20 protein-coding genes and 1 pseudogene are annotated in these 24,680 nt (G+C 59.7%); 7 read left to right on the plus strand and 14 right to left on the minus strand.

Features of this window, described 5'->3' with window-relative positions:
- Nucleotides 1-7: 7 nt before the first annotated feature.
- From DUGA2_RS01465 to DUGA2_RS01480, 4 genes and pseudogenes are all read right to left on the minus strand, one after another.
- A complete protein-coding gene (locus DUGA2_RS01465; protein ID WP_070266803.1) occupies nt 8-1,102 on the minus strand; it encodes a porin in 1,095 nt (364 codons plus the stop codon).
- A gap of 38 nt (nt 1,103-1,140) precedes the next feature.
- Nucleotides 1,141-2,090, minus strand: a pseudogene (locus DUGA2_RS34940) (VOC family protein).
- Between the two features lie 5 nt (nt 2,091-2,095).
- Complete coding sequence (locus DUGA2_RS01475; RefSeq protein WP_070266804.1) at nt 2,096-2,932, minus strand: fumarylacetoacetate hydrolase family protein; 837 nt, start codon at nt 2,930-2,932, stop codon at nt 2,096-2,098.
- A gap of 33 nt (nt 2,933-2,965) precedes the next feature.
- Complete coding sequence (locus DUGA2_RS01480; RefSeq protein WP_070266805.1) at nt 2,966-4,588, minus strand: FAD-dependent monooxygenase; 1,623 nt, start codon at nt 4,586-4,588, stop codon at nt 2,966-2,968.
- Between the two features lie 101 nt (nt 4,589-4,689).
- Here DUGA2_RS01480 and DUGA2_RS01485 point away from each other — a divergent pair, with 101 nt between their 5' ends.
- Nucleotides 4,690-5,595, plus strand: a complete 906-nt coding sequence (locus DUGA2_RS01485) for a LysR substrate-binding domain-containing protein (RefSeq protein ID WP_070266806.1) — start codon at nt 4,690-4,692, stop codon at nt 5,593-5,595.
- Between the two features lie 422 nt (nt 5,596-6,017).
- Here DUGA2_RS01485 and DUGA2_RS01490 read toward each other — a convergent pair whose 3' ends face one another.
- From DUGA2_RS01490 to DUGA2_RS01500, 3 genes are all read right to left on the minus strand, one after another.
- The gene (locus tag DUGA2_RS01490; RefSeq protein ID WP_070266807.1) at nt 6,018-6,383 is read right to left on the minus strand and encodes a hypothetical protein; all 366 of its coding nucleotides are present in this window, start codon (nt 6,381-6,383) and stop codon (nt 6,018-6,020) included.
- Complete coding sequence (locus DUGA2_RS01495; RefSeq protein ID WP_070266808.1) at nt 6,380-6,874, minus strand: DUF6328 family protein; 495 nt, start codon at nt 6,872-6,874, stop codon at nt 6,380-6,382. The genes DUGA2_RS01490 and DUGA2_RS01495 overlap by 4 nt, the downstream gene beginning before the upstream one ends.
- Nucleotides 6,875-6,936: 62 nt before the next feature.
- A complete protein-coding gene (locus DUGA2_RS01500) occupies nt 6,937-7,239 on the minus strand; it encodes a hypothetical protein (protein ID WP_070266809.1) in 303 nt (100 codons plus the stop codon).
- A gap of 1,133 nt (nt 7,240-8,372) precedes the next feature.
- Between DUGA2_RS01500 and DUGA2_RS01510 the strand changes: the two genes are divergently transcribed.
- The 4 genes from DUGA2_RS01510 (at nt 8,373) to DUGA2_RS33290 (ending at nt 14,512) form a co-directional block, all read left to right on the plus strand.
- A complete protein-coding gene (locus DUGA2_RS01510; protein WP_070266813.1) occupies nt 8,373-8,849 on the plus strand; it encodes a response regulator in 477 nt (158 codons plus the stop codon).
- A 421-nt stretch (nt 8,850-9,270) separates the two neighbouring features.
- Entirely contained in the window at nt 9,271-10,593 is a 1,323-nt protein-coding gene (locus DUGA2_RS01515) for an NRAMP family divalent metal transporter (RefSeq protein ID WP_083296167.1), read from the plus strand.
- A 299-nt stretch (nt 10,594-10,892) separates the two neighbouring features.
- Complete coding sequence (locus tag DUGA2_RS01520; protein ID WP_070266815.1) at nt 10,893-13,301, plus strand: catalase; 2,409 nt, start codon at nt 10,893-10,895, stop codon at nt 13,299-13,301.
- Between the two features lie 572 nt (nt 13,302-13,873).
- Nucleotides 13,874-14,512: a hypothetical protein gene (locus tag DUGA2_RS33290; RefSeq protein ID WP_141753160.1), complete on the plus strand. Its 639-nt coding sequence runs from the start codon at nt 13,874-13,876 to the stop codon at nt 14,510-14,512.
- Nucleotides 14,513-14,676: 164 nt separating this feature from the next.
- Here the strand turns inward: DUGA2_RS33290 and DUGA2_RS01525 are convergent, their stop codons facing one another.
- From DUGA2_RS01525 to DUGA2_RS34155, 5 genes are all read right to left on the minus strand, one after another.
- The gene (locus DUGA2_RS01525; RefSeq protein ID WP_070266817.1) at nt 14,677-15,381 is read right to left on the minus strand and encodes a hypothetical protein; all 705 of its coding nucleotides are present in this window, start codon (nt 15,379-15,381) and stop codon (nt 14,677-14,679) included.
- A gap of 393 nt (nt 15,382-15,774) precedes the next feature.
- A complete protein-coding gene (locus DUGA2_RS33295; RefSeq protein WP_141753161.1) occupies nt 15,775-15,963 on the minus strand; it encodes a hypothetical protein in 189 nt (62 codons plus the stop codon).
- A 4-nt stretch (nt 15,964-15,967) separates the two neighbouring features.
- Entirely contained in the window at nt 15,968-16,810 is an 843-nt protein-coding gene (locus tag DUGA2_RS01530) for an ExeA family protein (RefSeq protein WP_070266819.1), read from the minus strand.
- Entirely contained in the window at nt 16,807-18,243 is a 1,437-nt protein-coding gene (locus DUGA2_RS01535; protein WP_070266821.1) for a DDE-type integrase/transposase/recombinase, read from the minus strand. The genes DUGA2_RS01530 and DUGA2_RS01535 overlap by 4 nt, the downstream gene beginning before the upstream one ends.
- A 97-nt stretch (nt 18,244-18,340) precedes the next feature.
- Nucleotides 18,341-18,652: a hypothetical protein gene (locus DUGA2_RS34155; RefSeq protein ID WP_210402524.1), complete on the minus strand. Its 312-nt coding sequence runs from the start codon at nt 18,650-18,652 to the stop codon at nt 18,341-18,343.
- Between the two features lie 352 nt (nt 18,653-19,004).
- On the opposite strand from DUGA2_RS34155, the gene DUGA2_RS32385 reads away from it, so the two are divergent.
- On the plus strand, nt 19,005-19,388 hold the full coding sequence (locus tag DUGA2_RS32385; protein ID WP_071658834.1) for a response regulator: 384 nt from the start codon (nt 19,005-19,007) through the stop codon (nt 19,386-19,388).
- A 121-nt stretch (nt 19,389-19,509) separates the two neighbouring features.
- On the opposite strand, the gene DUGA2_RS01545 is transcribed toward DUGA2_RS32385, so the two are convergent.
- Together DUGA2_RS01545 and DUGA2_RS01550 are read right to left on the minus strand one after the other, a co-directional pair.
- A complete protein-coding gene (locus DUGA2_RS01545) occupies nt 19,510-22,014 on the minus strand; it encodes a YbcC family protein (RefSeq protein WP_229212174.1) in 2,505 nt (834 codons plus the stop codon).
- A 66-nt stretch (nt 22,015-22,080) separates the two neighbouring features.
- On the minus strand, nt 22,081-23,646 hold the full coding sequence (locus DUGA2_RS01550; protein WP_070266823.1) for an NADH-quinone oxidoreductase subunit L: 1,566 nt from the start codon (nt 23,644-23,646) through the stop codon (nt 22,081-22,083).
- A 97-nt stretch (nt 23,647-23,743) separates the two neighbouring features.
- Between DUGA2_RS01550 and DUGA2_RS01555 the strand changes: the two genes are divergently transcribed.
- Nucleotides 23,744-24,628 carry a LysR family transcriptional regulator gene (locus tag DUGA2_RS01555; protein ID WP_070266825.1) on the plus strand — a complete coding sequence of 295 codons (885 nt, stop codon included), beginning with the start codon at nt 23,744-23,746 and terminating at the stop codon, nt 24,626-24,628.
- The last annotated feature ends 52 nt before the right edge of the window (nt 24,629-24,680 follow it).

Below are 24,680 nucleotides of genomic sequence, written 5' to 3' on the forward strand. Positions count from 1 at the left end.
ATTCCCCTTAGAAGAAGTGGCGGAAGCCGACTTCGATACTGGTGATGTCCTGGCCGAGGACCGGCAGGCCGGATCCGCCAGCGACCACCGGGGGCGCGTAGGTCTTGTCGCTAGGCCAGATACCGAAGTTCGTGGCGGCGCCGTTGTCCAGTCTCGCTACGGAGGTATACACGTCCGTGCGCTTGGACAGGTGGTAAAAATATCCCACAGCGACAATATTGGTCTTGCCGCCGGCCGTATCGTCGATCTTGCGGCGCGAATAAGTGGCCTTGATGTCCGCCAGCCCGAGGGGAATGGTGGCGCCGATCAGTTGCGCATTGACTTGGCTCTTGCCGGTCAGGGTATTGTGCATCAGATAGCCGAAGAGTTTGACCGGCGCGAATGCGTACGTCGCCCCCAGCGTGGCGGTCTTATTGGACCACACTTCGGACGGCGACGCGCCGGGCAACTTCTGCACCTCGTAGCTGGCGCCCACATACAGTGGACCGCCCTTGAAATAGTCAATGCTGCCGCCGGTAAATTCGCCCAAGTCTTTCGGCGCGGCGGCACGTTCGCTGAAGCTGTACAGCACGCGAACGGAGACGCCCTCCAGTGCCGGCGAAATGTACTGTACCGCGTTATTCAACGGCAACTGGCCGACGAAGCCGCGCAGATTGCCAGGGATCTGTTGCGTCAGCGTGATGCCATTGCCGTTCTGGTTGCGGCCGAATGGATCGCTGCGCACCTGCACAAACAGGCTCGGCGCATACTGGCTGCCCAGTTGCAGGGAGCCCCACTTTCCACCGTAGCCGACCAGCGCTTCGCGATCGAACAGCTGATTGCCGCCGGAACTCGTGCCAGTGTCCGCGCTGAAGCCCGACTCCAGCTTGAAGTAGGCGCGCGTGCCGTCGCCCAGATCTTCGCTGCCGCGCAGGCCCCAATAAGAAATGTCGTTTGATAGGTAGCGTGCCGACGTCGCGGCCTTGCCTGGCGCCGACGAGAAGCGCACGCTGTCGAGGGCCACGTCGAGCTTGCCGTAGAACGTGATGTTGCCGCTTTGGGCCAGCGCGGCCGCAGGCGCTAGTGCGGCCAGAAGCAGTGTGAGGTTGAACTTGTTGTTCATTTTTTTGTCTCCGTAATTGTCGTTTTAAGGGCACTGCGTTACATGATTGGAACTTCATGATTGGTAATAAAGTCCGCCGGCAAGGTCGGTCCCCACACGTACAGCGAGTCCTCCGGCGCGTAGTCCGCCGCAGGCCAGTCGACGCCGGCGGCGATGAAATCGATATCGAACGAGTACTCTGCGTAGCTGCCCCAGGGATCGCGCACGTAGCGGAAATAATTGGAGCCCAGGACATGGCGGCCCAGCCCCCAGCCATCCACATAGCCCGCTTGCGCCATCTGCTGCGCGCCAAGCCCAACGGCATCGAGCGAGTTGACGTTCCAGCTGGTGTGGTGCAGGCCGGGCGCGGGCGATTTGGCGAAGGCAATCAGGTGATGGTCGCTGCCGTGCGGGCTATGGACGAACGCGATGATGTCGCCCGAGCGGTCCGACAGGCGTAGTCCCAGCACGTCACAGTAAAAATCGACCGCCGCGTTGACATCCGGAGTGAACAGCAGCAGGTGCGACAGATGTGTGGGCCGCACTTGGCGGATCGCGCTGCGGCACGGCGCACGCCCGGCGTTGCCTCCCTCCGGGGCGAAATCGCGCGGCGACTTGACGCTGGGTGAGCACTTGGCGGCCACCTGCAGGCAGAGCGCGACGCCATCAGGCGCTTCGATCCAGCACCGTCGGGCGCATGCGGATGCGGATGCTCGATCGTACGCACGCCGTGCGCGGCGCAGCGTTGGGACAAGGCCTCCATATCCTGCTGGTGGATACCCAGCGTAAGCCATAGTAGCTTTTTGCGGCCGCCTTTGAGTACTCGGCCCCACCGATGCACATGGCCGTCCGTATAAAGCCCCAGGCCGCCTTCCTCGCGCCGCACGTCCAGGCCGAAACTGGCATAGAAGTGCGCGGCTGCTTCCAGGTCCGGCACGCTGAAGGCAAATTCGTGCACTGAATGGACGGCCGGCCCAGCCTGTCGCGCACGTTGTAGATCGGTTTTCATCGGCGTCACACGACTTGCTGGGTCTGGGCGCCCAGCTGGGCGATGCTGAGCGTGACCACGTCGCCCTTGCGCAGGAACTCCGGCGGCTTCATGCCCAGACCGACACCAGCCGGGGTACCGGTGACGATTACGTCGCCCGGTAGCAGCGTCATGAACTGGCTCAGGTAGGAAACGATCTGCGCCACCGAGAAAATCATGTCCGAGGTATTGCTGGCCTGTTTGGTCACGCCGTTGACGCGCAGTTCCATGTCCAGCGTTTGCGGATCGGGAATCTCGTCGGCGGTGACCAACCATGGGCCGATCGGGCCGAAGGTGTCGAAGCTCTTGCCCTTGCCCCATTGGCCGTTGCGGTGGATCTGCCAATGACGTTCGGAGACGTCGTTCGCGGCGCAGTAGCCGGCCACATACTTCAACGCGTCGGCTTCGCTCACCCGGCGCGCAGTGCTGCCGATGACGATGCCCAGTTCGATCTCCCAGTCGGTTTGCTCCGATGCGGGGGGCAGCACGATATCATCGTTGGCGCCACTGAGCGAAGTGATGGCCTTGGTGAAGACGATCGGTTCGGCCGGCAGCGGCAGGCCGGACTCCTCGGCATGCTTGCGGTAGTTCAGTCCGATAGCGACGAACTGGCGTATGCCGGCCACCGGCACGCCGATGCGCACGCCAGCGTCCACCAGCGGCAACTTGGTGAGGTCGATAGCGGCCAGCGCGCGCAGGCGTTCAGGCGAGAGCCATTCCGGCGTCAGGTCCGGCACCAGCGCCGAAATGTCGCGCATGGCGCCTTGTGGATCCAGCGCCGCAGGTTTTTCGGCGCCGAGCGCGCCTACACGTAACAATTTCATGATGTACTTTCTGATGGAAGAAGGAGGAACGGCTTACCAGCCGCAGATTTTGCGCAACAACGCCTTGCCGTCATGCGGCCAGGTGTCGCCACGCCAGGCAACGTGTTGATCCGGACGGATCAGGGCCAAGCGGGCCTGATACAGCGCCGGCAGCGCTTCGCACGTCGGCTGCAATACCGTCAGCGGCACGCCGACGGCCGCGGCGTCGCGCAAGGCCTGGTGATTGTCAGCGGCGGTCCAGCCACCGCTGGCCAGCAGCGTGATACCGGCACCGAAGCCGTCGTAAAGGGAGCTGCCGTCCGCCAGCCAGGCGTGCGGCGCGAGCGAGCCAGGACACGCCGTTGGCGTTACCTCTTGCACCGCCGCAGGCGGGGGCGTGCTGCCGTCGGCCACCACGATGGGGGAGCCGTGGTAGTGGCAGCCCAGCACGACGCCAAGCGTGTTGAACTCGCGCGACTTCGCCTCACGGATGGTGGCACCGATCTGTGCGCGCAGCTTGACGCCGACCGGGCCGTCGTCCTCGCTGCCTTCTTGCGTCAGTTCCTTGCCCAGCACCGCGTGATTGGCGACCGCTTCATCCATCACGCGCTGATGCACGGGCCGGCGTTCGGCCGCGTAGCTGGCAATCAGGTCCGGCCCGCCCCAGCCGCGCAACACCGCGGCCAGTTTCCAGCCCAGGTCCACGCTGTCGGCAACACCCATGTTCATGCCGTAGCCGCCGAACGGCGGATGGAGATGGCAGGCATCGCCCACCAGGATCGCGCGGCCGAGCTGGTATTTGTCGGCGATCAGGCGGCTAGCCACCCATTCGTCGGTGCTCTTGATTTCATATGGCAGGTCGATGCCGGTGGCCTTGCGGATCAACGATGCGGCTTCCGTATCGCCCACCTTGAAGTCAACAGGCACCCCGGTCGGCATGAAGAACCAGGTGTCGTCCACATCCATCGGCCCGATGAGACTGGGCGTGTCCGTGTTGATCTGCCAGTACATGATGGCTTTGCCGTGCGGGTGAGCGGCGGCCAGGCCTGGCGCGCGGAACACGATGTTGTAGTTGCGCGAGAGACCGTAGGCGCCTTCCATTGTTGCACCGATGGCACTGCGTACCGTGCTGCGGGCACCGTCGGCGCCGACGATGTAGTCGCTAGTAATGATATCGTCCGCGTCGCTGCCGGCGGTGCGCACCGCCGCGCGCACGCCTTGCTTGTCCTGTTCGAAGGACCGTAGCTCGGTCAGGAAGCGGAACTGCACCGACGGCAGGCTTTGGGCGTGCTCCTTGAGCACCTTTTCGAGCGTGTACTGCGGGATCCATTGCGCATGTTCGGAATACAGCGCATTGCGCTCTGGCGCGCAGTTGAAGGCGTTGCCAAAACGCGCCAGCGGATAGCCGGCGAGCCGGGTGACGAACATCACGTCGGAGGGATAGTCGAGGCCCAGCGGGGAAGCCTGCGCCAATTTGTTCGCGATGCCCCAGCGGCGCAGGTGCTCGCGGGTGCGAACGTTGGTGGTCTTGGCGCGCGGAGCGGCACCGACGCGCTCATTGCGTTCGATGACGATGCAGGATATGGCTTGGGAGCCGAGTTCGATCGCCAACGCCAGGCCCGCCGGCCCGGCACCGACGATCAGCACCTCGGTCGATTGTTCAACTGCGTGTTGCATAGTGTGTCTCCATTGCTAGCTCTTATGAACCGAGTCTAATGACGGGCGAGCGATTACGAAAGATGACAAAATACGCTCAGCGATACTACAATGGCATCACTATGAAACTTAATCAGATCCGCAACTTACTGGCCATCGCCGACAAAGGCAGCGTTCGCGCCGCCGCCCGTCACCTCGACGTCAGCCAGCCGCAGCTCACGCGCAGCATGCAGGAGCTGGAACATGAGCTGGGCGTGACGTTGTTTGAGCGTGGCGCCCGCGGCGTTGTCCTCACCGACGCCGGCCAGCGCTTTCTGGTGCGGGCTCGCACCATCAACAGCGAGGTGCGTCGCGCGCACGAGGAGATCGCCCAACTGCAGGGCGACACGGCCGGCTCGCTACAAGTGTGCATGTCCACAGTGCCGCACATCGCCCTGTTCCCGTATGCGCTGAAAGAGTTTCGCTTGCGGTATCCGGACGTGGTGATGGACGTACGCGATGGCGTGTTTCCCAACGCCGAGCCGATGCTGAAGAATGGCACTCTCGATTGCTACATCGGACCCGCCCCCGACCTGCCGGCCGGGTCCGACCTGATCGTGGAAAAGCTGTTCGATAACACGCGGGTGGTCATGTGCCGTCGCGGCCACCCGCTCAGCGGTGCGACGTCGTTGAAACAATTGAAGGACGCCGAATGGGCCACCACCTCGGTCACGCACAAGGCGTACGAAGAGCTGGGACCACTGTTTGCGCAACACGGTTTGTCGCCGCCGAGGCTGGTGATGCGTGCCCACTCCACGCTGACCTATATCACCTCGATCGCGTATTCAGACCTGCTGCTGATGCTGCCGGTGCAGTGGGCAAATTTTGAAATCACGCGCAACGCGCTCGATATCATCCGCGTGAAGGAAGCCTTGCCAGCAGCGCCCATCTGCATTTTGCGCCGGGCTGATCTGCCACTGACGCCTGCGGCCGAGTACTTCTGCGACATGATAAGGCGCGCTAGCGCCCACCTGCTGCAGGCGAGGTGACACTGCCGAGTTATGAAAGGCAGTGCTTTCCGGCGCAGCGAATGAGTGGCGATCAAAGGAGACGCATCTGTTGAGGACGTCTGAAGGTATCGAGATCGTGTTACCTCGATCGAAGAAAGATCAGCAGCACAAAGGGATCGTCGAGATTATTCCATATAGCCAGGGCCAGGCGGCAGTGCCAAAGCGGTGCTTGCCTGGTTGTACGCGGCCGGCATCGCCGCCGGGCCCGTATTCAAGTCCATCAACAAATGGGGAGCGGTGACCGAATCGGCTCTGGCGCTCCGAAGGGGCAAGACGATTCTGGCAGTCTGCGCCGTGCTGGCACAGCTCGACTATGTGCCGAACTTATCTGGCGGCCGACGCAAGGGGGAAGCGCTCGTGGATCAGCGTGCAGAATGTCGTATGCGAAAAAACCGACCTGGTCAGGCGATCTTGAACCGCACGATCGCATCTTGATCGTGCGCGAATGCCGCGCACAATCGATGAAAGCCATCGGCGATAAGCAGTTCCCCATCCCGAGTTGCGCACACGAGCAAAATCGGTGATAGCCGCTTACCCTTTTTGATATCTTTATTCTGGCTCTTCCAGTCGAACGCGCGCACTTCCGACATAGGTGTTCGGGAGGCGCGTAGTAAATCTCTGGCAGCCATTTTTTTTATCTTCGCGCGATGGAGTCGGGCGACAAGGCGCCGGGCCAGCTTGGGCCCGAGCGTCAGCTTCAAGTAACGACCAGCGGCAGGATAGTCCTTCTCTTGTGGCTCCTTGAGCCATTTGATTGATTTGCTCACGTCTGTCTCCCAGTTGGATTGTTGGTCCCCGCATCGTGCCCAAAGCGCTTGCGCCGCTCGCGCAGCGGGAAAGCAAACCAGAGGGCTATCAGGAGGAAAAACGCCGAGGCACCTACACCCAGACTCAATGCACGTTCGTGCGTGGCGAGAGATAGGACCACAAAGAAATCAAGGGACAAGGCGCTAGCCAAGGGAAGCAAAGATAGGCAAATCAGCAGCGTGGTCACCGCCAGTGTCTTCTCCGATACATGGTGGGGCTCGACAATGCGGTGGTATGCAGCGGGTGTCATTAGCAACGATACGGACACTACCACCAGCGTCAGTGCAACCATGTGACTGTTGCGCTCCAGGGGCGCCAGTTCTGTAAAGCGCTGATTGAACACCGCTATGGTCTGAAAGCCAAGCAGCGCCTGGACCCCGGGAAGCAGCATGCGAGCCTCTTCGACGACATTGCGGAATTGATCCTTTAACGAATTCGATTCGGTCAGCATAGGTTTTTGGGGTAAACCCGCGGAGTTTCATCACGAGCGTGGGCGGTCTGCATAAATTTCGCTCACGCGACTGAATCCTGAGGCCGCTGCTGGAAGCGAGGAACACTTCGGCGCTCCCCTGGCGGCAGGGTTGTATATATCCTGCCGCTCATTATCAACTCACGCATGTACACCGCGGCCTCGATTTCGGCGGCATGCGCCGTGCGGAAGGCAGCGGGCGTTTCAATGATCACCGGAGGCTCATAAACTACTTCCCCGCTACTGCGCTGCATCAGAATAATCCATCCACGATAGAGGTCGTCCGCCTGACGATAGCCCTCGACTCGATAGACAAATCCAAGAGATTCTTTGGTAGCGTTTTCCATTACTAAATGGTAACTCAAGTGAATCGAATTGTGCGCACAACACGACAGGGGGAGCGACGTCGCCAGGGCCTTTTAAGCTTAACGTTAAACAAACAGGCACGAGTGCAAACTCGCCCCTCGCAGCCGCATATCGGCACGTTGGAAAGATCTGAGCGGGAGTTCGACGGTTAGCCAAGCGCCACCGCTGGTGCCTCTAACCAAACCGACGAACTCACGTACAAGTATGTTTCATACTCCCAGGCGGCGGCGCACGATGCCATGACTATTAGTACGAAGCTGCTGTCGTACGTCCTGTGACGGTGGGACCAAGCGGGCATGCCCCATAGACGGAATTATCCAGCGCGAGCCACTGCTTCAAACGATGGGTAAAGACCTATGAGTGGATGCGGTAGGTGCGAGCGGAGCCATCCTGTAGATAGCCAAAAGGGACCTTGATGCCATGGGTGGTGCGGAGGCGCGCTTAGGCGCGGCTCCCTCAAACATCGTCAGCCCCACCTCGACAGATGGTTTCGCGGCTTGCGCACGGGTCAAGGGCCCGCAGGCGCTCGCGGCGCCGGCGGCCGTTCTCGACCCCGTCCAGTTGGCTGCGGCCCACCATTGGCAAGTTGCACTTGCGGCTGCGCGGGGCCAGCTGGATTCGGATCTGGCCGCGGAGCAGGCTCGACTGGGGAAGCCCAAGCGCGGCTTGACGGGGCGCGCCTGGAGCTTGCTCAAAAAGAAGACGGGCAGGGGGCACGCCGGGAGGGAATGGGTGCTGCCTCCGTCGACCCGGTGCTCAATACGCGCGCCACGCTGGTGAGCGTGGAATTCGTGCAGGAACTGCCAAGACAATCCCTGCGGCAAGGGAAGGCACCAGCGCGCACTTCGCCCGCATGGCCTTCGGCGACATATAAAATAGACGGTTGGCGCCACGTCGGCGGTGGGCTGGCATACGGCGAGCAAGCTGGTCGATGCAAGAAGTAAGCGGACGGTTGCCCGCGGCGCGTGGATAGCGGCTCCCAGTGAGCGCCGGCTCTGTGGGATGCCGTACGGACAAATGCCCCAATTTCCGATTTCGGTGGCTGTGATCGATCATGATAAAATGAACACATGGAAATCGATCGATTGCCAGATCACCTTCAGCGGAACGGATCATGGCTTTCCATCTCAACGACGACAGATACCCTCTAGTTTCCACTGTCTTGGTCTATGACAAGCCGCGCACGGTCCTGTACGTCGAGGACAACGCCGACAATATGCAGTTGGTTGAGAGAATACTTACCCGCCATCCTAGACTGACATTTCTGGCGGCCACCAATGGCACAGCGGGAATACAGCTCGCGCGCGAGCACCGGCCCGACGTCATCCTCATGGACATCAACATGCCGGTAATGGGCGGACTTGCGGTACTCGAAGTCCTTCTCGGTGATCCTGAAACGGCCCACATACCGGTGCTGGCCTTGTCCTCAGGCGCCTATCCGAAGCAAATCGAAATGGGTATCAAGGCTGGCTTTTTCGGGTACATGACCAAACCATTTCGGATCGAGGAATTAGAGGCAGCGGTTGCATTAGCGATCGCGCATTCGACCGCGAAGAAGTTCAGTCATCCCAGCCTCCCTGTGGTTGACTAACCCTCTTGCTGGACTGCGATGAGGACCGCACAATCTTACCTGCGGCGTCGAGCGCGCGCGTGGCATGGTATGCCAACTGCGGCTGCGGCACTGACGTGGTACGAAAGCGTGTATGCGGCCAGCGCGTCCATCTATTCAGCGGTCTTGAGACTGGGTAGAGTTCGGGAATGGCAACAAGGAATCGATCTGGTTGGCGGGGCACGTCGGGAGACGTTGCAATACATTGGCCAAGGCCACCAAATTGGCGATGCTGGCACTCCTGATCTTTGGATGCGCACCAAACTTAAACCACGCATTTCCCATTGTTAGCCCGACGGCCCAGGCTTCTCCCCCACAATACTCTGGCTTGGTTAGAACGCGCACAGTAGCTGCCCGAACAGTCGCGTAGTTTATTGGTAAGACTCAACATTTACTGACAACCATGCAAACACCCGATTCCACCGTGGTCGACGCCGCGACCACCGCTGCGGTAAAATCAGACGCTGCCGCGCCAAATTCCTGGATCGACGAACTGGGCCCTGGCCTGATCGCCGGCGCCGCCGACGACGATCCCAGCGGCATCGCCACCTACTCGCAAGCGGGCGCGCAGTTCGGTTTTGGTATGCTATGGACCCTAGTGCTGACCTATCCGCTGATGGTGGCGATCCAGAATGTCAGCGCCAGGATCGGCCGCGTTACGGGTCACGGCCTGGCCACCAACATCCGCCGCCACTACCCGGCGGCCCTGCTGTTTCCGCTGGTCGGTTTCCTTTTGCTGGCTAATACCATTAATATCGCCGCTGACGTCGCCGCTATGGGCGACGCCATGACCTTGGTTGCGGGCGGCAAGGCGCAGTGGTATGCCGTGCTGTTTGGCCTGGTCAGCGTGCTGCTGCAGGTCTTTGTGCCCTACAGCCGCTATGTCAAGGTGCTCAAATGGCTGACCCTCGCCCTGCTGGCCTACGTCGCCACCGTGTTTGTCGTCGATATTCCCTGGCGACGGGTGCTGAGCGAGGGCATGGTCTCGCCCTCACTGCCGTGGAAAAAAGAGTACATCACGACCCTTGTCGCCGTGTTCGGCACCACCATCAGCCCTTACCTGTTTTTCTGGCAAGCCTCACAGGAAGTGGAAGATTTACGGGCCGACGATCGCGCCTTCCCCCTCAAAAATGCGCCGAGACAAGCGCGCGCCGGCTACGCCCGCATCGACCGCGATACCTACATTGGCATGGGTTTCTCAAACATGGTCGCGTTTTTCATCATGCTAACCACCGCCGTTACCCTACACCTTCACGGCGTCACCAGCATCGAAACCTCGGCACAGGCGGCGACCGCCCTGCGTCCTATCGCCGGAAATTTCGCGTTTACTTTGTTCGCTCTCGGCATCATTGGTACCGGTTTACTGGCAGTGCCCGTGCTGGCCGGCTCAGCAGCCTATGCCATCGCCGGCGCATTCCGCTGGAAAAACAGCCTGGAGCACACGCCGAAGGTAGCTCCCCGTTTCTATGCCATCATCGTAGTCGCCACCATAGCCGGAGTCGGCATGGGTTTCGCGCCTATCGACCCGATCAGGGCCCTGTACTGGAGTGCGGTGATCAATGGGATCATTGCAATCCCCATCATGGCCGTGATGATGTTGATGGCGGCCCGCTCGGACGTCATGGGCCGGCTTGTGATTTCCAGGCGCCTAAAAGTGATGGGCTGGCTGTGCACGGCTGTAATGACAGCGGCCGTGCTGGCGATGGTGTTTACACAATTTCCCTAAATGGATGTTGCTGGCGCGCTCGTGAAGAGTGCCGCCAGTAAGAAAATGACGGATCACCGCCGCCATCAAATCCTTGTTGAACGCACGCGCCGACAGGCTAAGGTGCTAGGGTCGGCTAGACTAGGGCTGGCCCCTATCCTATATGTTCGCCGTTCTCCACCGTACAGCCCTGCTTCGGCCGATAAGTGTGTTCCCTCACATTCGCTCCCCTACAGTGGAGCGCACAATAAATAAACATAACCTAGAGTTATTTTTAGAGCGCGCAAGATTTCCATCGTAACGTTCCAATGAGGATAGATATGGCAAAAAGCATGAAGCCCGGCAGCGATGTTGCCGGCGCAGGATCGATATTGAGCACGGTGTCCGGACCTTCCAACGCACCACCACCTGCAAAGCTTGGCGGCCCGGGGGAGCTGGAGGATACGTTGTTGCGCAAGATGGCCGGCAATCAGGCTCTGGCTGAGCAAATGCCGTTTAATGCCGACAAACCACTTGAATATGGCGAGGCCGCACGTCAGCCGCATCAAGGCACCAGGGCCGCACCTGCCAGCCCGGTTGCAACCGCCAGCACGGCGGCTGAGCAAAATGCTTCCGATAAACTCGGCGACACGCCTGCTGCAGGCGTTAACCGCCTGAACTCGCCGCTGGACCGCGTGCGCGTGGACAGCGGCAATCAGACGCTGACCACCAACCAGGGCGTCGCTGTTGCAAATAATCAGGACTCCTTGAAAATCGGCCTACGCGGCCCGACTGTGCTGGAAGATTTCATCCTGCGTGAAAAAATCACACACTTCGACCACGAGCGCATTCCTGAGCGCGTGGTGCACGCGCGCGGCTCGGGCGCCCATGGCTTTTTTGAAGCTTACGACGATTTGTCTGAGCTCACACGCGCTGCGCTATTCCAGCAGGCCGGAAAAATCACGCCGGTGTTTGTGCGCTTCTCCACCGTGGCCGGCGAACGCGGCTCGGCAGATACTGCACGCGACGTGCGCGGTTTTGCCGTTAAGTTCTATACCGATGAAGGCATTTGGGACTTGGTAGGTAACAACATTCCCGTGTTTTTCATCCAGGATGCGATGAAGTTTCCTGACCTGGTGCATTCGGTTAAACCGGAACCGCACCACGCGATTCCGCAAGCGTCCAGCGCGCATGATACGTTCTGGGATTTTGTCTCGCTGATGCCTGAATCGACTCACATGTTGATGTGGCAAATGTCCGACCGCGCCATCCCGCGCAGCTACCGCACCATGCAGGGTTTTGGCGTACACACCTTCCGACTGGTGAATGCTGCCTGCGAATCGGTGTTCTGCAAATTCCATTGGAATCCTGTGGCAGGTACGCACTCGCTAGTGTGGGATGAGGCAGCCAAGATCATGGGCGCCGATCCCGATTTCCACCGTCGTGATTTGTGGGAAGCAATCGAGGCGGGTGCGTATCCACAGTGGGAGCTGGGCGTGCAGGTGTTCAGTGAAGAGCAGGCTGACCAGTTTGACTTTGACGTGCTGGACCCGACCAAGCTGATCCCTGAAGAAATCATTCCAGTGCGCGCCATTGGCCGCATTACCTTGAATCGCAATCCTGACAATTTCTTCGCCGAGACCGAGCAGGTTGCATTCTGTACCGCCCACATTGTGCCTGGCATAGATTTCACCAATGATCCCTTGCTGCAAGGCCGTATCCACTCGTATGTCGATACGCAGATATCGCGCCTTGGTGGTCCAAACTTCCATGAGATTCCAATTAATGCGCCGGTCAATCAGGTGCACAACAACCAGCGCGACGGCATGCACCGCCAGGCCATCAATCGTGGCCGCGTCAACTACGAGCCCAATTCCCTGGGCGGCGGCTGTCCGTTCCAGGCCGGCCAGATGGGCTTCAAGTCATTTCCCGAGCGCATCAGCGAAGACAAGGTTCGCGGCAAGCCGGAAAAGTTTGCCGAGCACTATGCCCAGGCGCGCATGTTCTTTGAAAGTCAGACGCCAGTGGAGCAGGCTCACATCGCCAACGCTTTCCGCTTTGAACTCAGTCGCGTACAGACGCCGGCAGTGCGTGCGCGCGTGATTGCCAATCTTGCCAATGTCGATCCGATGCTGGCTGCGGGTGTTGCCGATGGACTGGGCATGGACATGCCGGACGCCACGCCGCTGGCCTCGACGTTGCCGCAGCCTGCGTATCCCTTGTCGCCAGCGTTGTCCTTGCTGGCTCGTCCTGGTACCACCGGTATCGCTACGCGTCGCGTAGCCATTCTTGTGGGGGACGGTGTTGATGCCGCTGGTGTGCAAGGTATCTATGCGGCATTGCGCGCAGCAGGTGCCGTGCCGCGACTGGTTGGTGTGCAACTGGGGGCGCGCAAGGGGGCTGATGGCAGCCGCATCGACGTGGAGATTTCGCTAGAGGCTGGTCCATCTGTGTTGTATGATGCGGTGATTGTTCCAGATGGTGTGGAGCAGGGCCGTCTCGCGGTCATAGGCCAGACCCAAGAATTTTTGCGGGATCAGTATCGTCACTGCAAGCCCATCTTTGCGTGGGGCGGTGGTGCGGATTTGCTGAAACTGGCGAACCTGCCGTCCACGCTGCCGGATGGCAGTGATGATCCGGGTCTGGTTCTGGCAGCGGCAGCCGATACGGCCGGTGCGTTCGACAAATTCGTTGCCGCGCTCAGCGGACACCGTGCGTTTGTTCGCGAGACTGATCCACCATTGGTCTAAGTTGCAAAAGGGCAGCAAGCCGATTGTCGCCCTTGTTCAGGGTTGAAAACCAGCCGGGCTGGTTGCAACAACAACCCCGCACGCTTTTGCCTCGACAGCTGTGTCCCAACTTAGAGGTCAGACCCCGTACTGGGTCTGACCCCAACAGGCCGTGCGGGTGTGATCCAGCTTCGCTCCTATACGCTGAACTGGCACTTGTCCTTGTTCTGGCGCACAGTGCGCCGTACGCCGGTTTCTTCAATCACATATTGAAGATGTGACGCTGCGGCGGGGCATGTCCACTAGCGCATATCGGTTCGGCGCCGACTTCTGCGGCATCACATGGTAAGGCGCACGGGTCACGACGGCACGGTACAGGGCTACATCGAGGTGGGGTGGTTCGAAGAGAGCGTGGCAGTTAGCTTCGATCGACGGTCAAGTCGGCCTGAATTCGCGTGGTGCTCGATTTTTGGTTTTCGCTGCTCGCCCCTGGCAGAGGCCGTAGACGCTAAAATTGCACGCTGCAGCGCGAGATCTGTTCTGCGCTCAAAACCTCCATCGGAGAGGTACCCGCAAAAAGAGAGGAATATTGCATGTGGAAATTGTGGCCGTTTTTTAGATCTGTTGGGGCACAGACGCCGACAAGGCCTGTTACGGATAACGGATCGAGCCTGACGCCAGTTAAACCTGGATGCAACCGCATGAAGCCGCTTCCACCCATTGAAATTGAGGCGTCCGCGAACCACCACAAATCATTCACATCACCGAATCCCGACATTAAGGCGACAGTGTATTCCTCTGACCGTAGGGAAGTGGGGCGGGTAATTTATGCGATATCGCCGCTCTTCGATAGACTCTACTTGTTCGATATTACCATTCATGTTCCCTACCGCCGCCAAGGCTTTGGCTTGACCATCATGGACTACCTTACGACGACATATCGCCTGCCAATTACAACAATTAAGGAATTATTCTCAGCAAGTGAATTCTGGCGCTCGGTCCGTGAGGTCAGCAGTCAACGGAATGAAAAGATCGAAACTTTGTCGGTCAGTGAGATGAATGAAGAACGTGAGCGATGGGCTCATCTCAAACCGTTGATTGATCAACTAGACGTACTGATATCCGATCGGCTATCTAGTAAGCTCGAGTCCTGGGAGAGTGCTATCGGGCGGGGATTACCGGACTGGCCAACTTCGACACTTCAAGGTCGCGGAGCAAGTACGCCACCTTGAGATAGGTGGAATCACCTGCATTTGCAACGGGCTCCACCAGCATTTCAGCCGATTCTCGTCCAAGAATAAATAACTGCAATTGACGGCCCCTTCAAACCAGCATTAGCTGCAAATGAACCGCCATTTATCCTCGCCGACCTGCCTTCCATCGCCACGAACAAGCATTATCTACGACTGATCAAGATGTTCAACACCGTCTTGGTATCGTCCTCGATTTCTGCCAGCACGCCCAGCCAGTGACCAATGACACGCTTGACGCTGGCTGCCGGCTGGGTGTCGCGCCACACCGTTAGGATGCATCGGTAGCCGACAAGATCGGCCCTCTGCACGCAATACGCGATCGTCATCTGAGTGGCCTCGATGTCGGTAAATGCTCCGGGCATGCGGCTGGCTTGCTGCAGCAGGTCGACCTGGGCGGCCGTATCGCTCTGGATGCCTCGCAAGTGCTCAATGATGAGAGGCAGTCCGGTCGGATTCGGCCACGCAAGGATATTAATTTCCGACGCCGTGCTGGTGCCAGTGACAACCCTCAACACATCGTGGACGCCCGCGTCGATCAAGTCTGCCTTCGGGATATTAGTATGCGTCCACGGAAATAGCTCCTGTTTCTGTACGACCAGCATGCGCAGGTTTTGCTTGAATCCCTGTTCCAATCCGAGCGGCGGTGCTTCCTCGTTGTCGGCCTCGACCATTTTCCAAATTCGGTCGATGTGGTCTTCCTGCTCGGTCTCGGGAAATAGGCTGATGTTCCAAGCAAGACAGCAGCTCATGGTGGCCTTCCTTCGCGTCTCGAACTCGTTAACGAAAAGGACATGCGGCAGCATGAAGGATGAAAAGCAGTTGGCGACTGTAAATTGTTTAAATTTCATGAGTAAGATACTACTTGAAAGGCAATAAACATTCACCACTCGCGGAGGCTTGGCACAGTCGAGTTCAAATAACTTAGGTTTTCTGGGCAGGCGCTCGCGTCAACGGCTGTCGGCCAGACACGCGGCGCTTTGCTTCTAGGACCTGACTCGATCAAACTTACTCGATGAACAATGCCGTTCGATGATTATCGGAAAATTTTCAGTTGTAATTATTCCTGGCTCACGCCGATGGAATGCAGGTCAGCCCCATCAAATTCAAGTTCGTTTGCACCCTGAGTGTGATCACGCGAGTTGATGGTTCAATGTTCACGTAGGTCGATGGCCCATAGTCGGGCCAGTTTAGCCCGTTCTGGCAGCGCAACGTTGGGGTAGTTGCGCTGCCGTGGAGGAAATTCAGAATGGCTCGCCGCCGAACCGTTCAGGCCGTTCGTGCTGGGGGTGTCGGGTGTAGTAGCGGCGCAACTGCATTTCATAGTTGGTCTCTAAAGCGGCGAGCAAGATCCCAAGGCAGCGGTGCATCTCGACGACGCATTTATCCGACATGCGCGGCAGTTCGATGACCAGTGGCGGTAGCTTTTTCATGCCATCACCTCGCTGCGGTCCGGCGCTGCGGCTTGGTGTCCGGTTGCGCTAACACGTCCAGGTACAGCTTTTCATCGAGCACGCCCAAGTCCCGCCGTGCCGCCACGGTCAGCATCTCGCCAGCGAGCGTCATCAGGATCCGGTAATTGCCGGCGGCATGGTCGCATAGCGTCTGACGCAGCCCCGGCGTCATCAAGCTGGCATTGCCGGCGCCGGCCAGCAGATGGTTCAAGCAGGCCAGCAGTTCGTCCCGGCTTGCATACTCGGTCGCCAGCCGTGCGCGGATACGCGATCCAAGCGGCACCAGGTCTTCGCGCCGCAGCTTTTCTGGTAACCGTGCGTCACCGGCCAGCACCACGCACAGCAGCGACTGCGAGTCGAAGCGGGCGCTGGCCATCAGGCGCAGTTCGGACAGCACCGGCGGCGCCATTTCCTGGGCCTCGTCGATCAAGAGCACGGGACGGCGGCGCGTCGATTCGAGATGCGCATGCCATTGTTCGCGCAGCGCCTTGAACCCACCCCAACGGTTGTGCGGCTTGAGCGGCACGCCGAACACGTCGCCCAGCTCCCGATAGAAGTCGGCCATATTGCTCTGCGGGTGATTGATGACGCCCACCGTGATGTCGGGCAGTCGCGTCAAGCGCTCGGCCAGCACCCGCAGCGCAATGCTCTTGCCGCTGCCCGGATCGCCATGGATCATGGCGAAGCCGCCTTCGCGCACCTGCACCTGTTCGATGCGCCAGCAGAAGTCCTCGATCCTGGGCGGCACGTAGAGCGCATCGGTGGGCAGGTCGGGCGTAAAGGGGTTGAATTTGAGCCCGTACAGGGCCAGCAGCTGGTGCGTCATTGGGTGTCCTCATCGTTGACCGGCAGGTAGGCCGGCGGCAGGCCGGTGGCGGCGTAGTCGGCCAGTTGCTCGCGCAGCAGCGGCGCCATGCCGACCGGTTCAATCGGGCCGGACGCCGTGGCGGCCGGGGCCAGCCGGCGCCGCACACCATTGGCGTTGGCCGCCTTGTCCAGCGGTTGCACCGCGCACAGCACGCTGCCATGCTGCGGATCGACCAGGTCGACGCGGGAGAGGTCCCAGCGTGCATAGCGCACATGGACGTTGACCAGGTTGCGGTAGCGTCCCGGGATCTCAAAGCGGATTCCCTCCAGGCTGAAGGTGCCGTCGGCGCGCCGCTGGCGCCGTACCACCTCGACCCGGAAGGCCGCGCACAGCGCCGCCGCCGATGGACATGCGCGGCTCACGTTCGGTCCGTCAAGGTAGCGCTTAAGTGGTGTGGCGCGCAGCTCGCTGTGTTCGCTGCGGTGGTATTCCTGTTCGACCCATGCCTGGGTGGCCAGGTTGAGCAGATCGAGCGTGAGCGTCTCTTCCCCTTCCAGCATCGCCATCAGGCGTCCCTCGACACGTCCCCAGAATGACTCCTGCTTGGCGTTCTGGTAGGGGGAGTAAGGCAGCGTGGTCTGGTGCAGCACACTCATCGAAGCCAAGCCGCTGGTGGTTTCGTCGGCCAACATGGCCGCACCGTTATCGGTCATCAGGGCACGCGGCAGACCACGTTTCATGAAGGCCTGGCATAGGCCGTGCACCAGGCTGGCGGCCGTTTCGTCCAAGTACCATTGCAGATGGCAAACCAGACGCGAACGGTCGTCGATGACGCCCAGCAGCATGGGCTTGACCCATGCGCCGCCGGCGGTGAGCACCTTGCGCGAACCGTGATGGAAGTCCAGGTGCCACAACGCGTTGACATGCTCGACTTCGTAGCTGCGTACCTCCAGTTGTTCGCGCCGGTCGCGGGCGGCCAAGGCGCCGGCGCTGGCACTCGCCGGGCGGGCCTGGCGCACCATCGCGTGCGCCCGCAGGTAGCGGCGCAGCGTGGGATACGACGGCAGCGTCATGCCACGCAGGACGACCTTCAGATTGTCCAAGAGCAGCTGCACGGTCCAGCCGGGATGTGCTTGGTACTGCGCGCGCAACGCCGCAATGACTTCGGGCGCCACGCTGTGGAAGGTGCCACGGTCACCGCGCCGCCGGTCGCGCAGCTCGTTCACGGGATCGCCAGCGCGGCGCGCCGCGTAGAACCAGCGTTCGATGGTCGCCGCCGCAAACCGGACATCGGTGCCCGCGAACGGATGGCGCCACGTCTTGTTCTCCAGTTCACGCAGTGCGCTGTACAACTGGCCTGGCTCTGGCGGTGCCGCCAGCAGCGGGCCGACGATCGAGAAGCGCAAGTGCGCCCAGCGATCGCGCTGGGGAGTAGCGGGGATCGAACTCAAACAGGTCTCCTTGAAGTGCTGGCACCGGCGGCGCCATGCAGGTCAGGAAGACTACAAGGGGTGGCAAAGGGAGGCTATCGGCATCTTCTGCGTGCGATCAATGGCCCTCTCGTAATGTGATCGGCAGCGTGCCGGTCAGCGGCGTCAGGAACACCAGCAGCCGCCGGATCGGTTCATTGCCCGCGCCGGCAAAGCGCGCCAGCAGCGCGGTCGGCAGCGCGGCCATGTCGAGCGGCGGCATGAAGCGCGCGCACATCGTCTGCCATAGATCGGTACAGGGGAAGCGCTCCCGCCACCACCGCTGCCAGCGCTCCAGTGTACGCGGCGACACGGACAACTGGTGTGCCAGGCGCCGTGCCGCCGCTGGTGTCGGACCGCGGTCCGACACCAGCACAACTGCCAGGGCCAAGTGAACGCGCCGGCCGAGGAAACGTACTGACGCCGCTGTAATACGCCTGCGGCAGCGACCGCAACAGAAGCTGAAGCGCACGGTGAAATCATCCCGGACAGCGCTTGGGCAACTTCGGGGTTTGCGCGGGAAGTGGGCTTGATGAAGTGGGCCGCCACACGGGCAGCCAAGAAGGCGGGTCTGGTTGGCCAGATCCTGGTCCATCAGGACCAACTGCTGGAAAAACTTGATGTCGCTAAGGATGGCATGGCACACTGCGGGCAGTCTGAAGTCGTAGGAAACCGAAGACTCCCTCAATAGGAGCGTTTGTTCAAGTTCCTTGCGGGGGTCACCCCGCCGCCCAGCACACTACGTGATCAAAATCGGGCTAAAACCCATCAGGTTGAGTGAACATACTCACCTGACGCGCCTGTTCCGACCCTCCGGTATTCGGGTGCTCACCGCGCCCAATGGAGCATCCGCGATCGACATCGTATCGCATAATGATGTTGGTGTTGTATTGTCGGATTACAACATGCCAGGCATGACAGGACTTGAACTGGCAAGTTGTATTCGTAAAATAAAACCAGACACCAGGCGCTTGCTGCTGAGCGGCCACGCGGACGTCGCGGCTGTCTCTGCTGCCATTGTGAACGGGACCATCGAACAATTTATTGACAAGCCATGGGATTGCGAGGCACTGCGAGCAACTGTGATCCAGGCCTTCGTCCTTTTCGAACAACGCGCTAGCGACTAAAGCTGTCACAAGTTTAACCGCAAAGTTCAGCCCTGGCTCGAGCGCTGATCCAATAGCAGCATCCTTCGCGATGGGTCAGCAGCCCCACGTTCCTGCCCGCATATCCGAACTACTATGAGAATTAATCCATTTCTAAGCGCACGGGGGACCATACCGCGTGCGCATAACGTTCCAAGCCTGTTAACTCAAAGCGCCACAGGTGGAGCCAGCCATTGTTTAGCAGCTGCCTGACTCCCGCATGTTGGTCGATAACCGTTTCAATGGCAGCTCGCGACGCGTCGATGATCACGGTCAACCGCAGGGGCTCGTGCATCCAGCGCTCGCCGTCATGAAGTGACTGATGGGACAAACCGATACGCAGATCGCCACCATTGCCCTCAAAGACACCAATACTGCCCCCTACCACGTTGTGCAGCACCTTGTTACCGCTTCCCATCCGCAGTGGATCGCACGTAGAGGCATGGTACTGCCAATTGATCCAATGCGTCACCAGCATGGGCGCGGTCATCAGCAGCTCCAACACGCTGCCGTCAGCATCTTGGCTGGCGTCGTAGTCGTGCAGAAAGCTTCGTCCACTTAGCACCACGCCCCGGCTTCGGCGTCGAGGCGCAATCAGAAAGGCGGCGTTGCCCGCAAGGCCCCATTCGGGTCGTGTCTGTGCACCATCGTTGGCGCGACGGCGCAGCTGTCCTAACAGCGCATCTTGAGGTGAATGTTGGTTCAAACGAAGGCCGGTGGCTCGCTCACGGCGTACCTGGTCGCAGGCGCGGGAAAACACCAATTGCAGCCGCTCCCAGGGCGCACGTGCAGATAGCGGTAGCAGATCCAGATCCAATCCCTCTACTTCATCAGTGGTGGTGTTGTGCAGTGCAGCCACGAACACGGTGGCGTCCGAAATGGTAAGGCCCTGCGATTGCATGCCTTGGCGGACGTTGGAATCGTTGAGCAATTGCGCCAGGCTGCGCGCATTAACTTCGCCGGTCTGGCCGCAGCAGGCGCCACAGTCAAGTGCCGCAGCGTGGGCATTGTTGGTGGACTGGCTGCCATGCCCGACGAGGATCACCAGCGGTGCTAAATATTGCGTCAATCCCATTGCATGCAGGACCCGCGCTGCCAGCGCGATTTTGGCTTCCAGATCCAATCCAAGTAGCTGTGGCCGACAGATAGGTCGGTAACGGGCAGGCACGCCGTACATGTCGTCCTTGGCATGTTCTTTCCTGCGCGGCAACAGCCAATTTCCGATTTTTCCGATATAGCCCAGTCCCGCCGCTTCCACAAAGGAGAAAGAGGCGCCCGGCCACCGGCTCGCTGATAGCCACTGATCCGCCATTGCGAGACGCGTCTGTCGCGCGCGGCTGGCGGCGCGTTGTTGCGCTGCATCGCCTTTGCGTATTGCGTCATCACTGCTCACGATGCAGTCGCCCACCTCCATGTTCGGCGCGAGCAATCCGGGCAATTGAGGGCGGCGTGCCTGAGTAGCAAGAGGCGTGTAGGCCACCGGCAAGCCAAAGAAACCTGCAAAGCCCAGGGTCTGAATACCCGGCCATTCGGTTTCCAGGGCGCGGCGCAAAGGTTCGCTGCGCACATCGATACAAAATGCCGCTTGGACTTCGATGCACGCGGGCGCCACGGCAACGGTGGTCGTTGAGGCCAGCTGTTGGACCAACAACCGCTGATAGCCGATCTCGAGCGCCAACTGCCACACCTCATCAACCAGTAAGGCGTTTTCAGCTGCGTGTAGTATATCGGGGGCCCGGCACCAAGCTTGCTGCAACGTGACAAACGCCTGCCGATTCAATTCATCGTCCGTGCACTCCAAAAGCAGTACGCCCCAAGCCAAGCGAATAGCTAGCAACTCGCGCAGATGCGAATCTTTGATGCCAGCTAGGCCGGCCTGCCAGCCGAGATAAGCACACCATGAAGCCCAACCATTGACGGTCAGCAGCACGGACTCCAGATAATCTGCCCACACAGTCGGCGGCAGCCCCAGCCGTTCGATGACCCAGCGCTCGGCGTCCAACGCCGTAGCGGGCAAACCCTTGGTCGCTCGGCCGAGGCGTGGTAGACCCATCAGCAAGCCAATGCCATGGTCGTGCTGCAAGGTGTCTCGCCAAAACGTATACAAACCCTTGCCACGTTCAGGGCGCCAGTTTGCCTGATTCTCATCGAAGAAAGCAGCGCAGGTCTGGCTCACTTGATGCGTGATGGCCTGCCTCCAAGCCAGCCTGGCATGGCGATTAGTATCGCTGTCGAGCACATCGATTAGCAACGGCAATTGCACTTGCAACGCGCCCGTCTGCAACGCATTGATACACTGTCCAGGAGTAAGACCTGCCGTCTGCGCCTCAGGCAACTGGCGCAGCGCCTCAGTCAGATCAACGGGAGCGATACGGCCCTCACGCCAGGATCGCAGTTGCTGGTCTCGGGGTGGGAAAACCTGGATGCCGCCGAGCACCGCCATTCGCGCAGCTACCCGGCGCACCGGCATGCCGATGCGAGACCAATGGGGATTGACGGCGATCGCGCGGTCCAGCGGCCACGACGGTGCAATCGCCTCACAGGCTTGGGTGCAAGCCCGCTCGATCTGGGCGTGGCTTGCCTTCAGTTCGCCGTCGCCTAGGGTCATATTTAGCGCATTTGGAGGCAGGTCCGTAGTCATCTTGTCCATTATGAAATTTTCCGTGTTATCAGTTTAGCGAGGTGCATCAGTTAGCCGGGCTGCGAGGGCTTCGGGGGCGTAGAAAGAAGAAGACGCGGGCGCCCAGCGAGTTGGCCAAAGGAACAAAGCCAGGCGCGTGTAGGCCTCATCCAGATAAAAGCCACCGTAGCTCCAACGACGCCAGCGCGACAGAGACTGTGGCTGCTTTTGCAGCAAAATTTGGAAGAGATACAAAGCTGCCATACCCATCAGCGCGACCATGCCCAGCCAGTCATCCGGAGCATCTCGAAGACCGAGCGGCAGCATGTGAGCGAACATTGCGGCAATCGTCAGACCAACGACTGCCAAAGTCCCGAAAAGCAGTTGCGCCGCACGTACAGCCCCGTCAGCATTTACCGCCGGCAGCCACAGCAACGGTGCCCAGGCCAGACCCAGCACAAGGCTCCACCACCAAGGCCAGGCGCCTACACCAGCTGCCGTCAGCACCAGAAACACGGCCGATGTCGTCAGCATCGGCGCATACAACATGCTTGCGCTAGTGGGTGAGTAATCCCCGCGCAGGGCTTTTAGCCGCGTCTGGCGCACGACTGAGGATGCCGATAAGAAAGCGTGCGCTTTGTAAAGAGAGTGGCCAATCAAATGCAGGGCGGCCAGGGTGTAAAGGCCAAGCGCGCATTCGAGCAGCATGAAGCCCATCTGCGCGACGGTTGACCAAGCCAGCCGAACCTTTATGCTAATGCGAGTTAGCATGACCATGCCAGCCAATACAGCTGTCGCCAAGCCAAGCACCAGCAACAAGACACGTGCAGCGCCGGCCTGTTCGAGCAGTGGCGCGAATCGAATCAGCACAAAGCCGCCCAGATTGACGACCCCTGCATGCAGCAGCGCGGACACCGGCGTCGGTGCTTCCATTACCTGGATCAACCAACCATGCACCGGCAAAAGAGCCGAGCGAAGCGTGACCGCCAACACGAGCAAAACGGAACTTGCTTGAAGGGGCGAGGAAAGCCCTTGCTGGGAAATGTGCGTCCACAGCGCTGTTAACGAGCCGCTGCCGACCTCACTCCACGCCAGCGCGGCGGCACCCAGCAGGATCACGTCCGCGAATCGATCAGCAATGCGCTTTTTGTGCGCTGCGAGTAGGGCAAAAGGGCGTTCCGGGTAAAAGCACAGCAGCTGCTCCAACCCGACACCAACCGCAGCCCAAGCGGCGATGAGCAACAGCCAATGATCAGCCAGTAAAAACAGATTGACACTGGCCAGTACAGCGGCTAACGCACCGATATAACGTCGCTGATTTGCTTCGCCCTCCAGATAACGGGCAGAAAACACGCCAATGACCGTACCTAGCAGCTGAACTAGCAAAGCCACGAGTAAACCAAAAGACGTTTGTGTTACTAATTCAGGACAATACGTGTCATTCGGTCCCGCCAAAACAGACAGTACCGTAAAGGCTAGTGCTGCAAAGGAAATCACCTGGAATAGGCGCCACAGCCTCGGCGCCGAGTCCCACTTCATTCGCGTTAGTCCGGCCAACACCGCCATCAAAGCGGCGGGCGCCAAGGCGCAAGCTAGAGAAAGACCGAGGGACAGTGTCATCGTAAAACCTCATTTGAATTCGTTGCAAGATGATCGCTGGAACAGAAAGTTCTGTAAAATAGATTATTGAGAATAAATTGATACATAGAACAGAACGATGAAGTTAAACCAGTTAAATTTCCATCACCTCTTTTATTTCCGCCAAGTCGCTAAACTCGGACACCTGACTCGCGCAGCCGAGGAGTTACACACCTCGCAATCAGCGGTTTCAGCTCAGATTCGTCAGTTGGAAGCGCGCATTGGTGAAGAATTGTTTATCCGCGAAGGCCGTCGCCTAATCCTCAGTGACACGGGCCAGCTCGTGCTCGCCTATGCCGACGACATCTTCGGTCTTGGCCAGGAGATGCTGGGACGCTTGCAAGGCCGCTCGGCCGGGATTACCCGCCTACGTGTGGGCAGCGTGGCGACGATGTCACGCAATTATCAGGAAAACTGGATTCGGCCTGCGCTCACCGATCCAGCGGTGGTGTTGACACTGGAATCCGGATTGTTGGAGGGCCTGCTGGTCAGGCTCGCTCAGCATCAGCTGGACGTAGTACTGGCTAATGAGACGGTGCCCGCCGATCCTAATCGTTCTTTGCACTGCCAGTTCTTGGGCAGTCAATCGATTTCGTTGGTGGGTCCCGCTAGCAAATGGGCATCGAAGGGCCTGCGCATTCCGGAAGATCTGGATGGCGTGGACATTGCATTGCCCGGCCCACGCCATGTGTTACGCGCCCAATTCGATGCTCTTTGTGCCACAGCCGGCGTGAATCCCAGATTGCGGGCAGAAGTGGACGACATGGCTATGCTTCGCTTGATTGCACGCGACAGTGGCTGGCTGGCCGTGCTGCCTGAGGTCGTCGTGCAAGACGAACTGCGGGACGGAATACTTGTCGTCGTAGGTCATTCCACGGCATTGCAAGAGCGTTTCTACGCCATCACGACACCCCGGCGACACAGAATCGAAGTGCTCGAAAAACTGCTTGCTGGCATGTGGTAGACGACAAATAACGCAGAGGCTGTGTTGGCTCATGAGATCACTATTACTTATT

Origin of the sequence: Duganella sp. HH101 (assembly GCF_001758795.1) — a bacterium.
In the GTDB taxonomy this organism is placed as follows: domain Bacteria; phylum Pseudomonadota; class Gammaproteobacteria; order Burkholderiales; family Burkholderiaceae_D; genus Rugamonas; species Rugamonas rivuli.